At 67.9% G+C, this 19,121-nt stretch carries 11 protein-coding genes; 2 read left to right on the top strand and 9 right to left on the bottom strand.

From position 1 onward, the window contains the following. Window positions 1-6: 6 nt before the first annotated feature. The 5 genes from OG896_RS39695 to OG896_RS39675 all read right to left on the bottom strand — a co-directional run bounded on the left by OG896_RS39695 (window position 7) and on the right by OG896_RS39675 (window position 12,659). Window positions 7-453 (bottom strand): Imm1 family immunity protein, encoded by a 447-nt coding sequence (locus tag OG896_RS39695; protein ID WP_329373374.1) that lies wholly within the window; start codon window positions 451-453, stop codon window positions 7-9. Beyond that, window positions 453-6,956 (bottom strand): polymorphic toxin-type HINT domain-containing protein, encoded by a 6,504-nt coding sequence (locus tag OG896_RS39690; protein ID WP_329373372.1) that lies wholly within the window; start codon window positions 6,954-6,956, stop codon window positions 453-455. The genes OG896_RS39695 and OG896_RS39690 overlap by 1 nt, the downstream gene beginning before the upstream one ends. Before the next feature lie 462 nt (window positions 6,957-7,418). Beyond that, window positions 7,419-10,862, bottom strand: a complete 3,444-nt coding sequence (locus tag OG896_RS39685) for a LamG domain-containing protein (RefSeq protein WP_329373370.1) — start codon at window positions 10,860-10,862, stop codon at window positions 7,419-7,421. Between the two features lie 516 nt (window positions 10,863-11,378). After that, window positions 11,379-11,714 carry a hypothetical protein gene (locus OG896_RS39680; protein ID WP_329373368.1) on the bottom strand — a complete coding sequence of 112 codons (336 nt, stop codon included), beginning with the start codon at window positions 11,712-11,714 and terminating at the stop codon, window positions 11,379-11,381. 33 nt (window positions 11,715-11,747) lie between these two features. Then, window positions 11,748-12,659 (bottom strand): LLM class flavin-dependent oxidoreductase, encoded by a 912-nt coding sequence (locus tag OG896_RS39675; RefSeq protein WP_329373366.1) that lies wholly within the window; start codon window positions 12,657-12,659, stop codon window positions 11,748-11,750. A gap of 61 nt (window positions 12,660-12,720) precedes the next feature. Here OG896_RS39675 and OG896_RS39670 point away from each other — a divergent pair, with 61 nt between their 5' ends. Continuing rightward, window positions 12,721-13,182: a MarR family winged helix-turn-helix transcriptional regulator gene (locus OG896_RS39670; RefSeq protein WP_329373365.1), complete on the top strand. Its 462-nt coding sequence runs from the start codon at window positions 12,721-12,723 to the stop codon at window positions 13,180-13,182. Window positions 13,183-13,454: 272 nt separating this feature from the next. Here the strand turns inward: OG896_RS39670 and OG896_RS39665 are convergent, their stop codons facing one another. Beyond that, window positions 13,455-14,576, bottom strand: a complete 1,122-nt coding sequence (locus tag OG896_RS39665) for a Gfo/Idh/MocA family protein (RefSeq protein WP_329373363.1) — start codon at window positions 14,574-14,576, stop codon at window positions 13,455-13,457. 91 nt (window positions 14,577-14,667) lie between these two features. Here OG896_RS39665 and OG896_RS39660 point away from each other — a divergent pair, with 91 nt between their 5' ends. After that, window positions 14,668-15,303 carry a TetR/AcrR family transcriptional regulator gene (locus tag OG896_RS39660; protein ID WP_329373362.1) on the top strand — a complete coding sequence of 212 codons (636 nt, stop codon included), beginning with the start codon at window positions 14,668-14,670 and terminating at the stop codon, window positions 15,301-15,303. Window positions 15,304-15,880: 577 nt separating this feature from the next. On the opposite strand, the gene OG896_RS39655 is transcribed toward OG896_RS39660, so the two are convergent. The 3 genes from OG896_RS39655 to OG896_RS39645 form a co-directional block, all read right to left on the bottom strand. Continuing rightward, a complete protein-coding gene (locus tag OG896_RS39655) occupies window positions 15,881-16,954 on the bottom strand; it encodes an alkene reductase (RefSeq protein ID WP_329373360.1) in 1,074 nt (357 codons plus the stop codon). Window positions 16,955-17,287: 333 nt separating this feature from the next. Then, window positions 17,288-17,776, bottom strand: coding sequence for a MarR family winged helix-turn-helix transcriptional regulator (locus tag OG896_RS39650; RefSeq protein ID WP_329373359.1), 489 nt, complete (start codon window positions 17,774-17,776; stop codon window positions 17,288-17,290). Window positions 17,777-17,945: 169 nt separating this feature from the next. Continuing rightward, window positions 17,946-18,860: an NADP-dependent oxidoreductase gene (locus tag OG896_RS39645; protein WP_329373358.1), complete on the bottom strand. Its 915-nt coding sequence runs from the start codon at window positions 18,858-18,860 to the stop codon at window positions 17,946-17,948. Window positions 18,861-19,121: the final 261 nt, after the last annotated feature.

The raw sequence follows: 19,121 nt of genomic DNA, 5'->3' as shown, positions 1-19,121 counted from the left end.
CGATTACTATCCCCAGGTGTCCAGATTCTGCCATTGAACGCAGGTAGGACGCTTACCGCCCGAAATTAGAAACTCTTTGGCCGCCCGCCGCACGAGCGAAATCGGAATTTCCGAGTATGCCGAGAATTCCGTCAAGTGTCCCTGCTGGAAATACACAGGATCAACTCGGCCGCTAGAAGATCCACGAGACACGAAGTTCCCGCTTGCATCACTGAAGGCAACGAGACCAACTTCAAGTTCCCAATCGACCCCAATCATGAATTCATGATCCGGGGTCCCAAAAGGCAGCCTCTCTCGTTCCAGAGAATAGACGGAAGCTAGATTTTCTTTGAGGACCCCTGTCGCAGGAACCAAGAGATCATCGATCACGGAGTCAACTCCCTGGGCGGAATCGATGATTCGTGGCTCTTCACCGTGCTCACGCCGATACTGCGCTTCAGCGCGCACCGCCATCAACCCACTCCTTCATACGTCTTCGACCCTCCCGGCCAATGAACAGTAAGAGAACGATTCGGCCCGAGCAGAACGGGCAACATCGAATCGCACCCTAGCTTCACCGTGCATGGCCCACCGGGATGATTAATGTACAGATTCGCATTAGCTATGCCATCCCGATCCATGACGGCTGCAAACTTCTGCTCCACATCCATGGCGCGCCCCGAATTTGCGTTAGTGGCACCAATTTTTTTCAGCCTGCCGTTGACCCAGGAGACCAAATCGCTATCTTCACCTCTATTGAGACCACTAGTCAGATCGTACCTCCTACCGTCACTCGCCACCGCAGAACCTGTTGTATGCCCGCCGCTGTACTCCGGGAGAGCAGCCAACTCCTCAGCGGCATCGCAATTGTGAACGAGAACGGAAGCACCGCCGACGAGCACATAGTACGTGTGGAGTTCGTTGACGGTGAGGTTGTACATGTCCGCGGTGCCGGGGCGGGTGGTCTTGCCGGCGAGGCGGACGTGGGTGTTGGTGGCGGTTTCGAGCGCGTGGCCGGGGGTGAGCTGGGCTGCGGGAAGCCACTTGTGGAGGGTGTCGTCCCAGAAGGGGTGCTTGGAGGTGGTGTGCAGGACGCTGGCGTGGCCGCTGCCGGTGTCGATGGTCAGGTCGACGAGGTCGTCGTCGTGGTTGATCCAGGTGGCGGTGACCTTCTCGGTCTTCTGGTGCTTGCCGGTGCCCGGGTCTGCTGCTTCGACTTCGTCCCCGGGCTTGATTTCCCCGATGGGCTTGGTTTTGCCGCCATCCATGAGGACTTGGGTGTCGGGGCTGAAGCTGCAGCGGCCAGGCTTCTTTTTGCCGATGCCGAGATCGGGCATAGCCTTCTTTGAGAGCCAAGCAGCGATGAGCGTGCCGGCGAGAGTTCCGAGCACTTGCGCCGAGTGGCCTTGCCGGGCCTCCCTGTATGCCTCTTTCAGATTGGTGATGGTGTGGGCCCACCCGCTGACCGTGTCCTTCGCGTCCTGTACAGCATCGGCACAGTTAGCCGCAATAGCGCATTTTGCACCATCCCACACGGTGTTGGCGCCATCTTCGATGCCGCCCATGATGGACTTACCGGCGCTGCTGGAGAACAAGTCGAGCCACTTGCTCAAACCGTCTGTCTTCTGAAGGTGTTTGTCGCTGAGGATCGATTGCGGGGTCGGCTTCCCGTTCTCGCAATAAATCCCGCTGTTGTACTTCGCGCAGTAGTTCGTCTGCTCCTGGTCGGCGATGCAGTACTGATCGCACGCTCCGCCGTATAGGCGGCTGGTCTCCAGCATGAGGCCGTCGGGGTCGGCGCCGGTGATGGGGTTGCCGGCCGCGTAGGAGTAGCCGTTGACCTGTTGCGGGTCGGTCAGTTCGAGAACGGGGTCGAGGGAGACGAATCGTCCGATGGTGGGGTCGTAGTCGCGTGCGCCGAGGTGGGTGAGGCCGGTGGTGTCGCTCTCGACGCCGCCGACGAAGCCGTGGTCCCCGGTCCAGGCGGTCGGTGCGGTGCCGCGCTCGTTGCCGAAGGGGTCGCTGCGGCGGTAGGTGACAGCTTGCGTGGTGGCGTCGATCTGGGCCGTGGCGGTGTTGTGCGCGTCGGTGAGGACCCACTGGAAGGAGCCGTCGGAACTGCGGACGGCGATGTTCTGCCCGAGCCACGAGTAGTAGCGGGTGGCGGTGGTGTGGGTGGTGTCCTTGTCGAGGTGGACCTCGGTGTCGCCGAGGTAGAGAGTGGTGCCGGTGGAGTCCCGCGAGAGGATGCGGTTGCCGTCGGTGTCGTAGATGTAGCTCTCGCCCGTGCCGTCAGCCGCCTGCTCGGAGTCGAGTTGGCCCTGGTCGTTCCAGATGAGGTTCTCGGTCGTGCCGTTCAGGTCGCGGCTCTGCGTGTTGCCGGCGGCGTCATAGACGTAGCTGTTGGTGGTGGTGCTGGTCGCAGTCGTGGTGGTGGAAGTGGTGAGCGTGTGTGGCTGCGAAGCGTGAGGGGAGTCGGTCGGGGAGCCGTAACCGTAGTCGGTGGTGGTGTCGGTGCTGCCGGCGGCTGCGGCGTGCTCGACGAGCTTCTTGCGGTTGCCGAGGGCGTCGTAGGTGTAGCTCTGCCAGTAGGGTGCGGGTCCGTTGCCGAGGGTGGTGCTGGTCGGGGCGGTGCCGCAGGCGTTGGCGGTCTGCCAGGTGGCGGCGGTGGTGAATGCCTCGGTGAGGCGGTCGTGGCCGTCGTACTGGTAGCACTGGGTGTCGTCGACGCTGTCGGCGCGGGTGTCGACCAGGGTCGGGTTGCCGGCGTTGTCGTACGTGTAGTGCGAATCCTGGACGATGCCGCTGCCGGTGTCGTCGCTGACGAGTTGGTGCAGGAGTCTGCCGGTGCCGTCCTCGTAGGTGTTGGTTTCCTGCACCTGCTTGGCCGTGAGCATGGTGAGCTGCTTGACCTGGCCGATGTCGGTGTAGTTCGTCCCGTTGATGTAGTGGTAGTCGCCCTGCAGGGACGTGGGCATCAGGAGGCTGTTGTAGCCGTAGAGAAGCGATTCCTGGTCCAAACCGCCGGCGGCCGGATCGGTGGTGGACTCCAGCGTGCCGTCGAGGTTGTAGGAAGCGTCGATCTCGTAGGACCCGGCCAGCGCCTGCTCACCAGGTGCGGAGGGGATGACCACGCGGCTGCGGAGCGGGTTGTACAGGGCGTCGTAGGTGCCGACCTGGGAGGTGTAGGCCAGGCCGCCTGTTCCGGACCCGCTGACGTAGCGGGTGGAGGCAGTGGGCAGTCCCTTGGCCACCGTGTCATAGGTCCACTTGGCGATCTGGTTGGCGGGTGCCTGCTGGTCGGCTGCGGCGTCGTACTCCGCTGTGGTGCGGCCGAGCTCGTCGTACGTGTAGCTGGTCGTCTTCCCGCGGCTGTCGGTGGTGGACAGCACCTGGTCGAGGTCGGTGTAGAGCGTGTGGCTGGTGCCGGCATCCGGGTCGGTGGTGGTGGTCTTTCGGCCCATGAGGTCGTACTTGTAGGACCACTCGTTGTTCCCGGCGTCGACGACGTCGGTCATCTGCCCCTTGGGGTTGTACGTGTACTTGATCGACGTGTAGGGGCCGGTGCCGGTTGCCGAGTCGTACTGGCGGGTCTCGACGGTGCGCCCGAGGGTGTCGGTGACGGTCGCGGTGGCGATCCCTCCGGTGGGCGGAATGACGGTGGTGATGTCACCGCCGTAGACGGTGGTGGTGGACCAGCGGTAGGTGTTGTCGGCGTAGAAGGCCGCCACGGTGGGTCGTGCGGCTCCGTCATAGGTGGTGACGGTCTGCGCCGGGTACACGTCGTTGATCGACTGCAACGCGCCGGAGGGCGCATCGGTGTTGGAGTAGTCGGAGTCGGAGACCACGGCCAGGCCGCGGGAGTCGTAGGTGGTGTCGGTGAAGACGCGTCCCCCGCCGGGCGTGGGGTCCTGCGTCTGCCGGGCCCGCAGCAGGGAGTCGTAGATGTCGAAGGAGTAGGTGTAACTCGTGCCGTCGTTGCGCAGTAGGCCGGTGCGTACGTACGGCGCCGCGACCCGCTGGGGATCGAACACGTAGTCGTAAGTGGTGTTGGCGTTCTGCTTGTTGGCCTTGCTGCGGGTGGGCAGCCACACGCCGGTCAGCCGGCCCAGCGGGTCGTAGGAGAAGTCGGTGCGTTTCCCGTTCGGATCGACCGAGGCTGTCTCGACGTTGCGCGCCGGGTCATAGGTGGTGGTGTTGCTGAACTGTTTGGAGTTCTTCGTCACCACACTGGTCACGGGCCCGCCGGTCGTCGGCGTGTAGGTGGTGGTGGCAGTGTGCTGGTCGGCGTCGGTGGCCGTCAGCAACCTTCCCTGCCCGTCGTAGGTGTTGGTGGCGATCGTCTGGAAGACGGGTGTGTCGCCGTTGTAGGAGGACAGTCGCTGGGTCGAGGTCTCGTTGCCGAGGGTGGGTGCGCTGCCGTAGGGCAGGTCGTCATACAGGCTGCGGGTTTCGGAGACGATGTCGTCGGGGACCTTCGGTGTGGTGCCGCACGGTACGTCGACGGTCCGAACGTCGATGGGGAGGTTCCTGATCCACACCGAGGTGTTGTCGGAGTACTTCGTGGTGGTGCACTGCTCGTCACCTGTGACGGCGTCGTCGCCGTGGTCGTCGATCGAGGTGTCCGCGCCGGTGGCCGAGTCGTAGGTGGTGGTCACCGTGGAGGTACGCGGGGCGCCGCTGGCACGGTCGGTGCGAGTGGTCACCGTGGTGGGCCGCACGATGAACGCCTTGCGGCTGCCGTCGGTGGCGGTGTTGGACGTCCACTGGTCGGTGATGGTGGAGGAGACCTCGTCGGCGCCGTTGAAGGTGCGGGTCTCGCGGACCTGCCCGGCCAGTTGGTCGGCGTCGGTGACGTGGGTTCCGTTGGAGTCGACGACGGTGGCGCTGCGGGTCCCGCCGGCGGACTTCTTGTCGCCGTCCATCCCCTGGTAGTAGGTCGTGACGGTCTTGGTGCGGGTGGTCTGACTGTCACCGGTGGTAGTGGTGACCAGGCCGTATCCGCGCCACTGCGACCAGCTCACGTCCTTGGCAGGGCTGATGACGTCGTCGGTGTCGTAGTGCCAGGCCGGGTTCTGGTAGCTGTAGTCGGTCTCCATGTTGGCCGATCCACCGGACGGGTCGGAGACGATGACCGTCTTGACGACGTACTTCTGGAACCAGTCGGTCTGTTTGTCCTCGAACGGCGGGGCCCACGTCACGGGGTAGCACAGCATGGTGTTGCTGTCGGCGGCCGAGGGCATGTGAGAGCCGGCGAGGCACTGGGTGGCCGTGTCGGGGAACTCGTCGCTGTAGTTGGCCGTGATGACCGAGCCGGTCTCCGACGTGATGGTACGTACGCGCCACTTGATGAGTGCGGCGATGTCGTCGTGGGTGGTGTCCACCCGATTGGTGAGTTGCTTTCCCGCGAACGTCACCGGCGGCATGGGCTGCTCTCCGCCGTCCTCGCCAGTGCGGGTGATCGACTTCAGCCACAGGCCCGCGGAGGTACCGTCTCCCGGGTCGGGGAAACTCTGGTCCAGCGCCCAGGAGTCGACCTTGCGGTAGTCGGGCGTGGTAGCGAGGGCGTCCCACACGTCGGTGGTGATGCCGGTGAGGCGCTTACGGGTGAAGAACGACGGCGAGGTCGTCTTGCACACCGCGTTCGCAGCGCAGATCTGGTCGAAGGGAACGTCGGGCCAGTCCTTGGCCGCCGCCGCGTTGAGTGTCGCGCAGGTCTCGCCGTCCTTCACCGGCAGGCAGCGCTCGGCGGTGGTGAACTTCACCTGGTCAGCGGGAGTGCCGAAGAACGTCGAGTCGGTCTCGCCGTAGTCTATGCGGCTCAGGTAGGAACCGCGGTCGTAGGAGGTACCGGCGGTCGTGGTGTTGCCGTTCTTGCCGTAGGAGTTGGTCTCCTTGGTGTACCAGTACGACATGGCGTCGTGATGGGTGTCGACCACGTAGGAGAGGTTCCAGCGCCACGCCTGGGTGCAGGCGCTGTCGGCGAAGGTGCCGGCGTGGCAGGGCTCGCCGCTGTCGTCTCCGAAGACGGGGACGGTGAGCGTGGAGTTGGTGGTCGGCTTGCCGGAGGCCCATCCGGGCAGCCGGTCCATTCCGAAGACGTACTGGGTTCCGTCGGTGGTGGTGACCTTCCAGTACTCGCCGTTGTCGTCCCCGTTGGTGGTGCCGGGGCAGGCGTTGGTGTCGTCGTCGGTCTGGCCGGAGTAGGGGTTCCAGCAGCGAACGACGCGTTCGCCGTCGTCCTCCTTGGGATGCCACGTCTTGGTGTCGGCGTTCCAGAGCAGTGGGGTGGCCTTGCCGTTCAACACCAGGTTGATGTTGTTCCCGGCCCAGCACTGGTCGTACTTCCCGGAGGCGTTGGTGCCGTCCTCGTCGCAACTGTCGTAGGACCGCTCGACGTACGACGTGCCCAGGTCGAAGCCTTCACCTACCCAGGAAGGCTGGTTGTTCGTCGACGGCAGGCGGCCGTCCACGCTCTGGGCGTCGTAGCTGATCGCCAGATCGGGAGTCGGTCCCGAGGCCGGAGGCGGGGTGGTGATCGGGTAGGACCAGGTGAAGTCACCGCTGGAATTTCCGGCGTTCCACGTTGCGGACGGGGACAGCGACGTCGCCTGGTAGGAGCCGGCTCCTGACTTGGCCGTGGAGTCCGCGGCGACCACCATGGTCGTCGCCGCGGTTGCGGAGGTCTCGGCGGGCAAGGTGGCGCTGAGCGTCTTCGCTGTGACGTCGTTGTCGACACCGGTCAGTGGGGTGCGAGTGCGGCACTGCGCTTGGTCGGGCGTGGTCAGGGAGCAGGCGGGGAGGGCGACCAGGGTCAGGCGGGCGCCGAAGTCCCCTCCGTAGGCGTGGGCGAAGCCGGAGTAGTCCAGCGACACCCGAGCCTGGTCAAGGCCGGTCGCCGCGCGGGGCCGGGTCACCTTCATCAGCGCCCCCGAGACGCCGGCGGCCTGCGCAGCGACGCGGGAGGCGACAGACACGGTGGGCGCGGCATGTGCCGTTCCGGAATCGTTGGTTGCCGTCGAGGTGGCGGCTTTGGTCCCGTGCGTGAGCGTGACCTGGGCGTCAGAGGCCGTCGCCCACGCGACCGGCTTCTTGAGCAGATCGGTCGTTCGCTTCGCGGCGGCTACAACAGGGTCCTTGGCCGTCTTCGCGTGCGAGGTGAAGGGAACCGTCTTGGTGTACCTCTGCTCGGGTGCGGCGACGCTGTGGTGCCCGTGGCCGCCGGCCCATCCGGGTGGTGCCGCCCCCAGACCTGCTGCGGTCAGTGCACCAGTAGTGAGTCCGACAACCCACAGGCGCCACCCGCGTGCACGGGCCCGCCGTATGCTCCCCGCCCCGATGTTCCCCATCGCCCCACTCCACATTCCGGACAATCCGCTCAGATGATGGCCTGCAAGCCCGCGCAACAGGGCGCGGATGAGATGTCGCTGGTTGAACGCCTACGCGTCGCCCCACATGTCGGGGCCTTCCGTGGAGTACAAGAACTTGAGCGTCTGCTCGGGTACGACTCCGGTCCACACATGGACCTGGGCGAACATGCCCTGCGCGAAGTCGCCGTAGGACCCAGGCGCGGTCCGGCGCTGGCCGAGGGAGAAGTCGCCCGTGGCCTGCCACGCCGAGGTGAAGGAGGTGCCACCACCGGTGACCTCGTCGCCCGGGTCGTCGCCGACCACACCTACCGGAGTGGCATTCACGTAGAGTTCGAGGCTCTGGGTTGCCGAGTCGTAGACACCGGTGAGCATGGTCCAGTCCCCCGGCGCGGTCAGCGTCGAGGCTGCCACGTCAGCCGGTGCAGTGGTCACCGCGGACCCGGCGGCGTCGGCTGCGGTGCGTCCGAAGACATACGCACCAACGTCGGAACCGGCAGCCTGCTGATACCACAGCCCCCACGAATCCTGCACGGTGCCGGACTGCCCCGCCAGGCGCATGGTGTGCGCCGCGCTGGTGTCCGCCAGCACACCGTCAGGGTCGAGCTTGACCCAGAGGGAGACCGAGAAGCTCCCCTGGGAGTCCACGAGCGGCCCGTGCGCGGTCACGACGGAGGTCGACCTTCCATCCAGGGAGAGAACGTTGCCCATGCCGCCGTCGGTGTCGTCGTACCACTGAGCCGTGGCCCCCAGAGTGGTGTCCCGCGCGTAGCCGGAGGTGTCGGCAGGGGTGCCGTCGGACTCGTCGAGCTTCCAGTGGGCGACTTCGGCGGGCTGGTTCACCTGTGTGGTGGCATCGGTCATGCCCTGGATTCCGGCGACTTCCTGTGGCGACAGAATCCGGTTCCACAGCTGGACCTCGTCGATCTGACCCGGGAAGAAGTTGGTGAAGGTGTTCTTGTACTGCCCGCGGCCGATCTGCAGGTCGCCGCTCGCCTTCCACGGCGTGGTGAACGCCGTCGGTGCTCCCCCGTCACCTTGCGGAACACCGTTGATGTAGAGCTGGATGCTCTGCGCGTTCTTGTCGTAGACCCCGAGCAGGTGAGTCCACACACCGGTCACAGGGACAGTGTTCGAAATCGAGCGCACCACGGTCGGCGCCGCCACGTCGGAGGCGTTGCGGTTGAACACCCACCGCTGGTACCCCGGCGAGTAGTACAGCGAGAACGCCGAGCTGTTCACGCCGTCCTGGGACGTGATCACCGCGGTCTGATCAAGGTTGGACAGGCGGGCCCACGCCGAGATCGTGAAGGAACCCGAAGTGTCCAGAGCGGCCGGCTTCGCGGAGGCGCTGCCCGTCGCGCCGTCCAGGGCCAGCGCGCCGCCGAGGCGACCCAAGGTGGACCAGGAGGCGGTCCCGCCCAGAGTCCCATCGGCAGCACCGATCGAGTCGGCCGCCTTGGTTCCTGTGCCTTCGTCGAACGACCAGTTGTCCAGGGCCGGCGCTCCCGGCGCGACCCGGAACCAGTACTGACCGTCCTCCGACTTCGAGCTGTTCCCCGCCGCGTCGTACGTCGTCACGCTGAGGGTGTTGAGACCGAGTTGATCAGGAACCGCGGTGAACGTCAGCGACGCGGAGTCCGAGGTGACCGAACGGGTCACGGCGGTGTTGCCGTTGAGGGTGTAGACGTACTTCACTACGTCGGAGGCACCCGGCTTGACGGTGAAGAAACCCGCCTGCCCCACGCCCCCGTTCGCGGTGCAGGTGTCAGGATCATCCACCGCCGCGCACTCCGGATAGGAGGACGAGGTGATCGCCGGCGCCGGAGGTGCCGAGGTGTCGACCGTGAACCAGCAGCCCGAAGTCCACGCCGAATACAGCGAAGCGGACTTCCCGTCATAGGTGTACTTGTACTCGGTACGGGCCCGGAACCAGTAGGTGCCGCCGTTCGCGAGAGACGGCGAGGTGAACCGGCCGGCAGTGCCGGAAGCGGTATATCCCGACGGACTCCCGGAGCCCACCAGCGGGTCGGCGGTATTCGGGTCGTACTTGCGGATCTCGAAGTTCGGTCGCAGCGTCGCCTGGGACGAGTCGGCCGACTTCGGTACGGCCGACACCGCGGGAGTCTGTGTGTGGATGTGGACCGCGGCCGCCTTGTTGACGCCGCAGATCAGGTTCGGCGAGGCCAGCCGCAACGACGTGGGAAGCGAAGGCGCCGACACGAACGTCACCGACAGCACCGGCTTGGTGTCCGACGGCGAGGCGAACTGCTTCCAGGCGATGGGATCGGACTCGTCCGCCTTCAACCCGAGCGTCGTCGTGGCACCGTTGCGCTCGGCGCCGTAAGCCACGGCACTGGTCGCGTCGAACTCCACGTTCCCGCCAGGGCAGTTGGACGACCAGCCCTTCGCCGTGGTGACCGAGTCCACCACCGACATCCACTTCGGAGGCTTGTTGTACGTCGTCGACGACGAGATTCCCCCGGTGTGCCAGAGGTTCACCTTCTTTTCAGTGCAGTTCGCCGACCACACCTCAAGGGCCGTGAAGGTCGCATGCAGGACCTTCTTCCCCTCCACGCCGTGCGTGTCGAACTGGTAGAGCGACTGCACCTTCTTGTTGTTGACCGGGTACTCCCAGCCGACGCCAAGGGTGTGCGAGGTCTTCCAGAACGACGTGGACGGTTCCGTGGACCACAGCGCCGTCCACCCGGCCAGCGACTGGCTCACCGTCTGCGGGTCCAACACCACCGGATAGGTCGTCGAAGGATCGGTCAGGAAGCCCTGATCAGGCGTCACCGTCATGGCCGACGAGGTCACATCCACGTCCATGGTGGTGACCCGCGCCCCGGGTCCTGGGGCAACAGCGGTGTCGGCAGGTCCTGCGAACGCCTCGCTCGACGAACTCGAACGGCCCTGGACCTTGTTCGAGGGCTGCTGTTCCGTCTCGGTACCGGTGCCGCTGTCCCACGCCACGGCCGCACCGGTCGACAGCACCGGCCGCCCCTCGCCGTCGACCAGGGCCGCACCGCCCGAATCCTGTCCGCGTACCGCAAGTCCGTGTAGGGACACCGGAAAACGCAGCGAGGCGATCTCGGGCGACAGTGCGGCCTCACGCGTCTTGACGACCAGGTTCTCGGTGAACCCGTCCGGGACCGCGGAGACCACCAGGTCCACGTCCGGAAGCACCGACCGGTACGTGGCCGTGGCCCCCGACACCTCGGGAGTCGGCAGCGACCACGGCACTGACAAGTCATAGGACCCGTCACCGGCGGAGACCCTCACCAACGGGCCCGACCCGCCGCCGGAGAAAACCACTCCGACCGCGCCCGCCTTCGGCTTCAGCGAACTATCCGCCTGAGCCTGCAACGTCGTGTCGATCGGCACCCAGGCGTCACCCTGGCGGGCCCGCACCGGCCCTGCCGCCGCGTCCAGCCGGAACGTCCCATCCGGCAGGGCCGTCACCGTATCTGTCGGCGTGGTCTCCTCACCGACCACCACAGGGTCTCCACTCGCCATCGCCTTCTTCGACGCGGCGTCCTCCGGTGACACGTGCTCCGACTGGGCAGCAGAAGCCGCACCATCGCCATGCGTATCCGCCGCAGCCCCGTGCGCACCGGCGACCATCAACGCCTGGCCCGACAGCACGATTGCTGCCAGCCAAACCCCGCCGACAGGCACACGCCTGCCCCCCAACGTCCACATCAGGCCCCACCCCAGACGTCACGCACAGCACTCGAACGTGCTGCGCCAGTAGCCCGGCGATCTTTACATGCACCTTACATTCTTTGCAAGAGCTTCACTGGGACTTTGCCTCCTGCATCCACGACTCCGCTCGGACCCGGGAGGCCATTGGGTGCAAGGTCACCAAGTGAAGTGACACATCATCACTTCCGTTGCTCGGACTGATGAGTTGATCGGGCACCGCGCGATCCGGCCGCGGGTCGATGGGACGGCGTCCGCGGACGCCGTCCCTACGTTCTTCTCGCCAGGCGCGAGAACTTCAGGACACGGAATCGGCGAGGGCGGCTCTCATCAGAGGTCCTTCGTCTCGGACTCATACCCAAGGAGAGCCTTGAGGAGGACTCGACCGGGGTATTCGTCGTACGGATGCACGGGCGCGTCGAAGATCTCCGGGTCGTCGAAGACCGGCTCGCCGTTGGGGCGTCGCGCGTAGGGGACGTGACCGTAGTCGACGCCGTCCTCGGCGTCGTGTCCCGTCCACGCGAGGACCTCGCGCTCGCACTCGCGTCGTGGATGGTGGGAGACCGTTCGGCCGGCGATCTCCTGGCCGACGACAAGCCGGACCTGCGGGATGCCGAAGACGATGCGGACGTGTGGAGTTGCCGCGGCTTCTCGGCAGCCGGCCACGCAGGTTGCCGGTGTCGGTTGAACAAAGGCCGGTCAGGCGCCCTTCTCGCGGACAGGGGTGATGATCTCGTCGACGAGCCAGCGGGCGGGCTTGTCCGGGTAGGGGCGGGGCAGCGCGAGGACGACGTGTCGGATGCCGGCAGCGGCGAGTGCGTAGACGTGGGCGCGGGTGGTCGCGGGGTCGGCGTAGTCGACGATGATCTGCGCGGAGCGGGTGATCTCGGCGGGATCGCGGCCGATCGCCGCGCAGTGCGCGTCCAGGACGCGGGCGCGCTCGGCGATCCGGTCGGTGCTGTTGTGGGGCGGGCCGGGGATGTTCCAGATGTCGGCGTGCTCGGCGATGATCCGCAGGGTGCGGTCGCCCCAGCCGCCGAGCAGCAGCGGTGGGCCGCCGGGCTGGACCGGGCCGGGTCCGTTGCGGGTGCCGCGCAGGGTGGTGAAGGCGCCGTCGTGATCGAAGACCTCCTCGGTCCACATGCTGCGCAGAATGGTGATCGTCTCGGTGAGGCGGGCCAGACCCTCGCCGGGGCTCGGGAGCGGGAGGCCGTAGGCGGCGTACTCGGCGACGGCCGGGTTGGGGCCGTCGGGCTGCCGGGTTCCGCCGACGCCCAGGCCCATGATCAGGCGTCCTTCGGAGATCACGTCCACGGTGGTGGCGATCTTTCCGAGGTGGGCGGGGGCGCGCAGCATGTTGCTGGTGACGAGCAGGCCGAGACGGAGCCGGGTGGTGCGAGCGGCCAGTGCGGCCAGCAGCGTCCAGCCCTCCAGGACGGCGCCGCCGGGCGGCCCGGCCAGCGGCATCAGGTGGTCCCACAGCCAGGCGTCGTCGAGTTCGGGCAGTTCGTCGGCTTCTTCCCAGACGCGGAGGATGTCGTCGTAGGCCAGGTGCATGGGCGTCGTCTTGACGCCGAAGCGGAGCGCGCGGTGAGGTGCGTCAACAGGCATGACCATCAGCTTAGTTGATCGTCAGGACTGCTGATGATCAGATGATGGTTAAGGTTTGGGGATGGCGGAGAATGACGACGACGGGGCCGCGGTCGAGGAGTTGCTCGGCACGCGGCTGGGCTACCTGCTCAAACACGCGCAACTGCGGCTGGCCGAGCACGCCGGGCCCGCACTGGCCCCGTTCGGGCTGGACGCACGGGAGTTGGCGGTGCTCGCGGTGCTGGCGGCGGGCCGCCCGCTGTCCCAACTGGAGGCCGCGCGGCGGCTGGGCGTGGACCGTACGACGATGGTCGCGCTCGTCGACGCGCTGGAGGGCAAAGGGCTGGTGGAGCGGCGCCGCAGTGCGGAGGACCGCCGCCGCAACGTCGTTGAGTTGACCGAGCGGGGCCGACGGGCGCGGGCCGATGCGGAGGACGCCCGCGAGGCGGCGGAACGCGAGTTCCTCGCCCCGCTCGGCGAGAAGGACGCGGCGCGCCTGGTGAAGTCGCTGCAGGTGCTGATCAGAACGCCGAACGGGCCCTGAGCGGGCCCTCGTTCAACCGGAATGCCTCGGCGGAGGCCCGACCGACGGGTGCTCGCCGAACCGGGTCTGGGCGAGGAGGCTCCCGAACGAGGACCGGCACGGCCCGGCACGGACCGGCCCGGCCCGACCCGGCCCGGCCCGACCCGACCCGGCCCGGCCCGACCCGACCGCGCTCTTCCGGTCGCACATCAACCCGTACGGAACCTTCCGCCTCGACATGGACGAACGGCTCGGCCTCGCGACGGCAGCCACTCCCCGATCAGTCCGGCCTGTCAGCCCAAGCGTTGCCGGGTGCCCGTATCCGCGGAGAGCCTGATCGCGTCAAGCAGGCGGTGCAGCCGCAGGCCGGCATCGAAGTCCGGGACGCTGCGTGAGCCGGTGCGGAGGTCGAGGGCCAGCCGGGCGTACATCTGCGCCACGTTGAAGCCCTCGGCGGCGGGATCGAGCCCGGGTGTCCAGCGGTATCGGCTGGGAACGGGCAGCTCTTGAAAGGTGCCGTCCGCATCACCTGGCCCTTGCACGCGCAGTTCACCGATCTGGATGCCTGCTGGGCCGGCGGCCCCGGTGGAGACGATGGCCAGGTCTCCCTTGGTGCCGGAGATTTCCAGTCGGGTCCCGGCGCCGGTGACCTTGGCGTCGTGGACGTGGGCCGACACGACGGCACCGCTGGTGAGGGTCGCGTGGAGAAGGAGGTGGTCGGGGCTCGTTGCCTCCACCGTGTCACCGGTACCGGCGATGGTACGGACCGGGTGCTGGCCGGACACCATCGCCGACAGGTCGCTGATGCCACCGAGCAGGTACTGCACCGCGTCGAGCGTGTGCCCGCCGGCGACCTCAAGCGTCCCGGCACCGTTGTTGCGATCGAGGGTGTACGCCGCCCAGGCGGGAATCCGCTCCCCAGGTCCCTTCCCGCGGGCGGCGTGAACGGTCGCCGAGGTCACGCGTCCTACACGACCATCGGCGACCAGTTCGCGGGCGTAGGCGATCGCCGGGGCATACCGCGCCTGGAGCCCGAGCACGTGGTGCACGCCCGCGCCGTGGGCTGACTTCGCGAGGGCCGCGGCCTCCTGGGTGGTTCGGGCCAGCGGCCACTCGCAGTACACGTGCTTGCCGGCTGCCAGCGCCGCCTCGACCAGTTCGGCGTGCGCAGGAACCTTCACGGTGATGACGACCAGGTCCACCTCAGGGTGCTCGGCGAGTTGCCCGGCGTCGGTGAAAGCGTGCGCGGCCCCGAACTCCCGCGCCGCGGCCCGTGCGCTCTCGGGGCGGCTGGTGCCGACCGCGGTGATGCGGTACTCCGGCAGGGCCAGCAAGGCCGGGACGTGTGCCCGGGCGGCCCAGCCTCGGTCGGGGCTCGCCCCGATGATGCCGACGCGGATTCTCTTCGCTTCCATGGCAGCCCCCCAACCAAACGGACCGATCTTGTCCGGTTGAAGACTCTAGCTAAGCGGACAAGATTGGTCCAGTTATCGCTAGGATCAGCGCATGGACCAACCGCGCAGCACAGTGGACCGCCTGCTCGTCGACGAGTCGGGCCGTCGCCCCCGCGCCGACGCGCGGCGCAACGTCGAGCGCCTGGTGGAGGCCGCGCGAGTCGCGGTTGCCGAAATAGGCGTTGAGGTGTCCGCCCACGAGATCGCGCGCCGGGCCGGCGTAGGTGTCGGCACCTTCTACCGGCGCATCCCCTCGCTTGACGCGCTCCTGGAGATGGTGCTCGTGGAGATCCTCGACGAGATCTCGGACGTGGCCGATCAAGCCCTGGAGGACCCGGACGCCTGGAACGGACTCCGCACGTTCGCCGGGACTTACGTGCGCCTGCGGGCAGAGAGCTGCGGCGTCAGCGAGGCACTCGGCGGGGCCTGCGGGGTCACTCTCACCCAGCGCCTGGAGGACCTGCGAGGACGGATTCGGCGTCTCGTGGAGCGCGCCCAAGCGGTCGGCGCCATGCGGACGGACGTCGCCTGGCAGGATGTCCCCTTCCTGCTCGCCGCCGCCGCGACTGGTGAGCGCACCCTGGACATGCGAGCGGGCGGTCGGCAGTGGGAGCGCAATCTCCAGATCATTCTCGACGGACTGCGCACGACTCAGCCGAGCACGCTGCCGGGCACTGCGCCGACCTGAATTCGGACCCCGACGTCTCCAGCTGGGGCGGAGTGTCGGCGAACGACCGTCAGCCGACACTCGCGCCGGTGATCACGAACCCGCAGGTGGACAGTGCCGGCAACACGCGTCGACGATCAACGGCGGTGAACGGTCCGGCCGATGGATTCCGACGACGCTCCTCGGCTGCTGCCGCACATCGACGGCCGACCGGAACCCCGATCATCCGATCGACGCACCTCTCCCCCACGGCCCGCCCAACGGCTCTACGGCACGCGAGTAGTGCTCCGGCATCTACCGGGAGGCACGGCCCCGGAGGTACGGCGCCGGAGGTACGCCCCGGATCTCGCGGATGGTGCGGCCGGATACGCCCGCGTGCGCGATTCGTGTGCCGCACGGTCCCACGGGCCGGGCGGGCGCGAACCGGAGCCGCGGCGTCGTACTCGGTGACGCCGATCCACCGGCCACGCGAGTGCGGGCCGTTCCGGTCGGCGAGGTGCAGGTCACGCAGGCGGGACAGGCCGCCCGAACAAGGTCATCCGCCGACCCGGCAGGAAGCCACGTCCAGGCTCGGCCCGTCCCGCGGTCGCGACCTGCCCTATAGGTGCGGGTAGTCGGTGTAGCCGTGGTGGTCGCCGCCGTAGAAGGTGGCGGGATCGGGTGTGTTGTACGGGCCCTGGGCGGCCAGCCGGGCGGGCAGGTCGGGGTTCGCGAGGAACAGCGCCCCGAAGGCGATCATGTCCGCGGTGCCGTCCTGGATCAGGGTGAGGGCGTCCGGGCCGGTTCGCTCGGGAAGGGTGAACGGGTTGAGGATGAACGTCGAGGGCCAGGTCTTGCGCAGGCGTGCGGTCAGCGTTCGGTCGACTCCTTCGAGCATGTGCAGGTAGGCGAGGTTCAGCTCGCCGAGCTTGGCGACCAGGGTGGTGTAGGTGTTCTCCACGTCCGCCGCGTCCTTCTCGGCGATGTCGTTGTAGGGGTTGCCGGGTGAGATGCGGAAGCCGGTGCGGTGGCCGCCGATCGCCTCCGCGACGGCGGCGGCCACTTCCAGGCCGAAGCGGACACGACCGGTGACGTCGCCGCCCCAGTCGTCGGTGCGCTGGTTGGTGTTGGGTGCGAGGAACTGGTGGATCAGGTAGCCGTTCGCGCCGTGGAGTTCCACGCCGTCGAAGCCGGCGGCGATCGCGTTGCGTGCCGCGTCGGCGAAGTCGGCGATGGTGCGGGTGATGGCGTCGGTGTCCAGTTCCCGCGGGGTGACGAAGTCCATCGGACCCTGGTGGGTGAACACCTGGCCCTTGGCGGCGACGGGTGAAGGCGCGACCGGGCTCAGACCGGCAGGAAGCAGGCTGGGATGGCTGAGGCGGCCGGTGTGCATCAACTGCGCGAAGATCACTCCGCCTTCGCGGTGGACGGCATCGGTGACCCTGCGCCAGGCGGCCACCTGCTCCGGCGCATGCAGGCCCGGCGTGTCGGGGTACCCCTGGCCGACCGGCGAGGGCTGTATCCCTTCGGTGACGATGAGGCCGGCACTCGCGCGCTGGCTGTAGTAGGTCGCCATCAGATCGGTCGCGGTGGCCCCCGGCCCGTAGGCCCGGCTACGGGTCATCGGAGCCATCACGATGCGGTTGGCCAGCGGGCGGCCGGCGACGTCGATCGGAGCGAATGCGTCCATCATGGAATCTCCCTGTGGTCACGGAGGAGGGAAGAAGGGTCGCCTGCGGCACGGCCGAGGCCGGCGGGGAACCCGAGTGGCGCGCGAAGGCGCGGGGCTCCCACCTGCTCGGGCGTGTGTGGCGGGCGTGTATGTACGTGCGTTTCCTGGCTGTTGCCAGGCGCGTGCGACGCACCGGTGAGACGGCCGCTCGGACACGGCGCTCACAGATCCGCGCGGAGCGATGCTTTCTTCTTGGGCTGCCCGGACTACCCGGACTACCGGACTGACTGGACGGCCTGGGCTGACTGGGCTGCCCGTTGGACGATCCCGGGCAACCCTGGAGAACCGGGCCGCTCAGCCGAGTTCGCCGCCAGGCACGGGGCGCCCGTGATCCCCGATCGACTTCTCGATCGTGTACGCACACGCGGTGAACGCTTCGATCTGATCAGGGGTCAGGTCGCGCACGGAGAGCTGCTCCAGGGTGCGCCACATGTCGGCGATGGGCTCCTGAAGGGCCCGGCCGGCATCCGTGAGGCTGACCACCATGACCCGCCGGTCATGGGCGGCCGGTTCCCGCGTGAGCAGTCCGGATTCCTGCATGCGGCGCAGTGACTTGGAGACGGTGGAATGGTCCAGGCCGACACAGCCCAGCAGTTCGGCCTGGGTCTGGCCGTCCTTGTCGAAGAGCTGCATCAGCAGCAGTTCCTGCCCAGGGTGCAGGTTCATGGCGCGCAGCATGGCGGCGGCGCGGGCGCGGTGGGCGCGAGCGAGCTGGAAGATGGCGTAGCTCAATCGCCCGTCACGCGCCGTGGCCGGCGGCTCGGGTGAAGTGCTGTCGGGCATCGCTACTCCATGGGCATGGTGAGTGGACAAGGTGCGGAGGCAGGCGGCGTGTGCGGCTACGGGGATCGTACGAGCCGGCTCGCGTGCGGTGGCATCCGCACGGCCGTGTTCTCAGCAAGCCGGCAATCCGATACGCCGGTACGCCGCCTCAGGAGCCCGCACCTGCTGTTCAGTTGACGGTGAGGACGATCTTGCCGCGGTTGTGGCCGGCATCGCTGGCCTGCTGCGCCTTGGCGGCTTCCGCGAGCGGGTAGGTGGCCCCGACCGTGGTCACCAGGGTGCCGTCGCCGGCCTGCATGGCCAGTTCGGCCAGCCGGGCGGCGGAGCGGCGCTGCGGGCCCTCGGCGAAGACGACACCGAGTTCGCGGGCGCGGAAGTCGGCGGTGGTGACGATCCGGTCGGTGCCGCCGCGCAGCGTGATGGAGTCCTCCAAGGCGCCCTTCCCCGCGGCGTCGAAGACAGCGTCCACCCCCTCGGGGGCGAGGGCCCGGACCCGTTCGACCAGGATCTCCCCGTAGACCAGCGCGGTGGCGCCGAGCGAGGCGACGTACTCCTGGTTGGCCGGGCCGGCGGTGCCGATGACGCGGGCGCCGCGGGCGACGGCCAGTTGGACGGCGATGGTGCCGAGCGCACCGGACGCGCCGTGGATCAGCAGCGTCTCGCCCGAGGCGAGGCCGAGCAGGTCCAGCACTCGTTCGGCACCGTCGCTCGCCACGGGCAGCGCGGCGGCGTGTGCCCAGTCCAGCCCGGCCGGCTTGTGGGCGAGAACGGACGCGGATGCCACGGCGTACTGGGCGTAGGAGCCGGTGTCGGACCAGCCCAGCACCTCGTCGCCTTCCTTCAGGTGGTCGACCCCCTCACCGACGGCGTCGACCACACCGGCGATCTCCCCGCCGGGCACGGCGGGGAGCGTGGTCGGGAAGATCGCCTCCATGCCGCCGGAGCGGATCTTGCCGTCCACCGGGTTGACACCGACGGCCCTGACGCGGACGCGTACCTGGCCGGGGCCCGGCTGCGGGACCTCGATCTCCGCCTCGTGCAGGACCTCGGTGCCGCCGAACGTGTCGAAAACGATGGCCTTCATGACTGCTGCCTCCCCAAGGATGACGTCACCGGCCACCTTTACGTGGCCAGCCACATAAAAAGTACCACCGTTTATGTGGCTAGCCAAGTAATGGCTCGGCGATGAGGGCGCGGTCGCGGCGAAGGGGCTCCCCGAGGGGTGCCGATCTTGGCCGTGCCGCGGCGACGCGCGAACCCGTTCGCGGACCGGGCTGCGTGGACCGGGCGGGCCAGGCGGCGTGGACCGGGCCGGGCGGCGCCCGGGAGTTACGGCCGGCGAGGT

Source organism: Streptomyces sp. NBC_00669 (genome assembly GCF_036226785.1).
In the GTDB taxonomy this organism is placed as follows: Bacteria; Actinomycetota; Actinomycetes; order Streptomycetales; family Streptomycetaceae; genus Actinacidiphila.
This window is presented reverse-complemented; position numbering and strand designations above follow the sequence as displayed.

Coding starts and splice junctions, on each gene's coding strand:
- OG896_RS39655 (WP_329373360.1), bottom strand. CDS start 16,954: ATGATGGACGCATTCGCTCCGATCGACGTCGCCGGCCGCCCGCTGGCC.
- OG896_RS39675 (WP_329373366.1), bottom strand. CDS start 12,659: ATGCCTGTTGACGCACCTCACCGCGCGCTCCGCTTCGGCGTCAAGACG.
- OG896_RS39695 (WP_329373374.1), bottom strand. CDS start 453: ATGGCGGTGCGCGCTGAAGCGCAGTATCGGCGTGAGCACGGTGAAGAG.
- OG896_RS39650 (WP_329373359.1), bottom strand. CDS start 17,776: ATGCCCGACAGCACTTCACCCGAGCCGCCGGCCACGGCGCGTGACGGG.
- OG896_RS39685 (WP_329373370.1), bottom strand. CDS start 10,862: ATGGCGAGTGGAGACCCTGTGGTGGTCGGTGAGGAGACCACGCCGACA.
- OG896_RS39660 (WP_329373362.1), top strand. CDS start 14,668: ATGGACCAACCGCGCAGCACAGTGGACCGCCTGCTCGTCGACGAGTCG.
- OG896_RS39670 (WP_329373365.1), top strand. CDS start 12,721: ATGGCGGAGAATGACGACGACGGGGCCGCGGTCGAGGAGTTGCTCGGC.
- OG896_RS39645 (WP_329373358.1), bottom strand. CDS start 18,860: ATGAAGGCCATCGTTTTCGACACGTTCGGCGGCACCGAGGTCCTGCAC.
- OG896_RS39665 (WP_329373363.1), bottom strand. CDS start 14,576: ATGGAAGCGAAGAGAATCCGCGTCGGCATCATCGGGGCGAGCCCCGAC.